Genomic DNA, 3,251 nt, shown 5'->3' with positions numbered 1-3,251 from the left:
CCCCACTCACGACCGACACCACCCTCATGACCCTGATCCGCGACGCCGTCAACGCCGCTTCCGGCGACGACGGCTGGGCACACCTCGGCGCCGTCGGGAACATCCTCACCAAACGCCGCCCCGACTTCGACTCCCGCACCTACGGATACGCCAAACTCACCGACCTTGTCGCCGCCACCGGCCTGTGTGACGTCGACCGCCGCCTGCCCGGCGACGGCAAACCCGCCATCGTCTACATCCGCCTCCACCCCCACACCACACCCGAACAGCCCGTCCACCCATAGCCCGCCAGAGCGGCAGCCACGGCCCGAGCTATGCGGTGGCGGGATGCCGGGTGGGCGAACAGGCGCCAGGAGATCACCGGGCGGGACCGGTCGCGGTACACGACCTTCCGGCGCAGGACGCTCGACTTCTGCCGAGGTCCGGCAGGAAGCCAGCTTCGTCGGCCAGCCCCGACAGCCGCCGAGACAATTCCTGTTTGATGGCACGGCGGGCCGTGCCCTACGGCGTACTCGGACGAGTACCCGAGTCGCGCTGTTGGTCAGGTCTGGTCATCCAGCTGCGCGCCGATGCGAGTCCGCAAGGCGTCCAAGCGGTCGGCGGCGTGACGCAGTAGCGCGGCGTCCATCTCGGCCTGCGCGGTGACGTTCGCATCGCTCGCCACTTGCTCGTACAGCGACGGGTCGACCTCGCCATCGAGGCAGCCGGCTACTCCACCGTGGGCACCGGCCGCTCCTCCACCTGACCGGCCACCTCCGCCATCTGCGGCGCCATCACCGCCCGCGCCGCCGCCACCGCCCGCTCCTCGTCGTGGAATCCGACTCCGTGAAACCCGGGGAACATCATCCCTCCAGCAAAGCTGGGGAACTCAGCGGGGAGATCTGCCCGGTGCTGGTCTCGCCGGGTGGCAGCCGAGGCCGAGACATCCACACTGTCCTGACCCGTCGTAGTTGACATTTGCTTGTCTCCTTGACCTGGGGGATGTCATCTTCATTGGGTCGTCCACCCTGGTTGCGGCCCGGTGTAACTGATACCCGCAGAACTCATTCTGTTGTGGTGGGTTGAATAGTGTCGGCGTACAGGACCGAGTGCACAGGCAGGTACGCCGGAGCGTACAGAGATCGACGTGCCGGAAGGGCCGATGGCGCCTGTCGCGCAAGCTCCATGACCAGACCGAAGTCCGGCTGGCCGCGGAGCGTGACGGCAGCAGCCGGCAGGTACGTAAGCAGAGAATGAATGAAATCATCATGCCAATCTTCGCGAATGCAGTCGCCGGCTTTGCGCACGAATAACGCTTCCGTATTGACTGCCAGCCCTTCCCGCTCAATGCAAAACCAAAAGGTCCAGGATGTTCTAGATCGCCCGCACCTATCGCTTCGAGGAAGTCGCTGTGTTCGCAGGTGATGCGATCTAACTCACGACGCCAGCCATTGCTCCAGCCGATACAGTCCGGAGAAGGAGTTGGTTCGCCGCATCCTTGATCGATCTCCTCATGGAGAGCGTTATGCTCATCACCCAGGCCCCTAGAAGTCCGCTTATCGCCCCTGCCACGAAGTCACCCACGTCACAGATGATCGCTGTCAACGGCCGACTGTCGACCCAAGCGGATGTAACGGGACATGGTACGGGGGTGTCTCTTTCGTGGTGAGTGGGTGGTTGCCGGAGCGCACGCTTGTCCGCGTCGTGTGCCGGGCCTGCCGGTGTCAACGACTCGTTGCGGATCTGGCGGGGGCCGGGGTGATGCCGGCGGCATCACCGGCTTACTCGATTCGGGATGGTCGTAGGTAAGGTTTTCGGTGTAGATGAACTTGTCGCAGGCGGCGACGAAGGATTGAGGTGTCTTGCGCTCGCCGAAGCCGTAGACGGTGAGTCCGGATTCGCGGATGCGGGAGGCGAGGCGGGTGAAGTCGCTGTCGCTGGACACGATGCAGAAGGCGTCGAAACGTGCGGTGTAGAGCAGGTCCATCGCGTCGATGATCAGGGCGGCGTCGGTGGCGTTCTTGCCACGGGTGTAGGCGAACTGCTGGATCGGTTGGATTGACTGCGCGAGGAGGTGTTCTTTCCAGCCGCGCAGGCTGGTGCCGGTCCAGTCCCCGTAGGCCCGTTTGACGTGCGCGGTGCCGTACTTGGCGACCTCGGCGAGCAGCGGCATGATCAACGTGGGTTGGGCGTTGTCGGCGTCGATGAGGACCGCCAGCCGGGTGCTGTTCTGCTCGATGGCGTCCATCGCGTTCCTCCTGCATGTGGCGGTGCGCGTCGGCTGGTCCTCAGGTGTGAGGTGTGGCCTGGTGGCGCTCACCGTATCGCCGAACGGAAGCGCCGAGGTGAGCGCGGCTGGTTCTTCACAAGTCGTCGACGGTCCGAGCGCGTTGCTCGTGTGCTCGCCTATCTGCGGCTTTGTGTTGGGCTGGCGGGCAGCCCTGCTGTCTCTTCTCGGCGTGGAGCGTCACGCTATGACACGGCCACGGCGGCGAAGGGCTCGGCTGGTCGTGGGTCGGGTCGGGTGTCGCGTGTTCGCGCCATGAGCCGGGCGAAGGCGCGCGGAGAAGGCGGTCGACCATGGTTTGGGCTTCGGCTTTGCTGTCGAACTCCCACCGCAGCGTCCGGCCGGTCCCGCTGTCGCCGCTGCGGGCGACGACCTTCCATCGGGTCTGGCGGACGAGCCACACGTCGCGGCGCGCAAGCCGTCCCCACAAGCCGTTCCACCACCTCCTGACCACCTGATCCATGACCCGAATCGTACGCATGTTCGATCGGGTTGGTGGCGGTGGTTGCCGAGATAGAAGGTCATTCGCAGCGGTCCTCGGCGCCGCTGCCGTGGGGTTCGCAGCAGTCGGGGTGGTGGCGGTAGACCCGTAGATCGTGTCCCTGCCGGTGGGCGATCTCGGTGGTGATCTCGTACAGGCAGGTCCGCCAGACGAGAACGAAATTTGCATCTGATCGAAGGGTCTGCGGGAGATCGCTTTGCGTGAGGAGCTCAGGCGCTATGGGTCTGAGGGGGCGGGGGTGTGGTGTGGTTTGCGGTGGTAAGTGGCACCGGTCGGACCGGAGCTGAGTGCCTAGGTCGATGCGGTGGGTGATCGTCCCTGGTGGACGGTGCTTCGCGAGATGTGGATCTCGCTCTTGTGTCGATGGCTGGCGGTGTCTAGCGTGTCGATCACTTCATGATCGACAGGAGTGGTTGCGATGCTTGCTAGCCGCCGTCGGGGCGCCGCGTGCGATTGGCCTAGTGCGCGGGGGAGGGGCAGGGC

3 protein-coding genes are annotated in these 3,251 nt (G+C 65.2%); 1 reads left to right on the top strand and 2 read right to left on the bottom strand.

The genetic code is table 11. The features are described 5' to 3' along the window. On the top strand, positions 1-284 hold a 284-nt coding region (locus C1I93_RS29790; RefSeq protein WP_220039616.1), incomplete at its 5' end, for an OST-HTH/LOTUS domain-containing protein. Positions 285-708: 424 nt separating this feature from the next. Here the strand turns inward: C1I93_RS29790 and C1I93_RS32835 are convergent. Then, on the bottom strand, positions 709-843 hold the full coding sequence (locus C1I93_RS32835) for a hypothetical protein (protein ID WP_258378377.1): 135 nt from the start codon (positions 841-843) through the stop codon (positions 709-711). Positions 844-1,564: 721 nt separating this feature from the next. Then, the gene (locus C1I93_RS29780; RefSeq protein WP_111246573.1) at positions 1,565-2,227 is read right to left on the bottom strand and encodes an NYN domain-containing protein; all 663 of its coding nucleotides are present in this window, start codon (positions 2,225-2,227) and stop codon (positions 1,565-1,567) included. Between the last annotated feature and the right edge of the window lie 1,024 nt (positions 2,228-3,251).

Origin of the sequence: Micromonospora endophytica, from assembly GCF_003236305.1 — a bacterium.
In the GTDB taxonomy this organism is placed as follows: Bacteria; Actinomycetota; Actinomycetes; order Mycobacteriales; family Micromonosporaceae; genus Micromonospora; species Micromonospora endophytica.
Note: the sequence above shows the minus strand (reverse complement) of the source record. Positions and strands in the feature narration are given on the sequence as shown.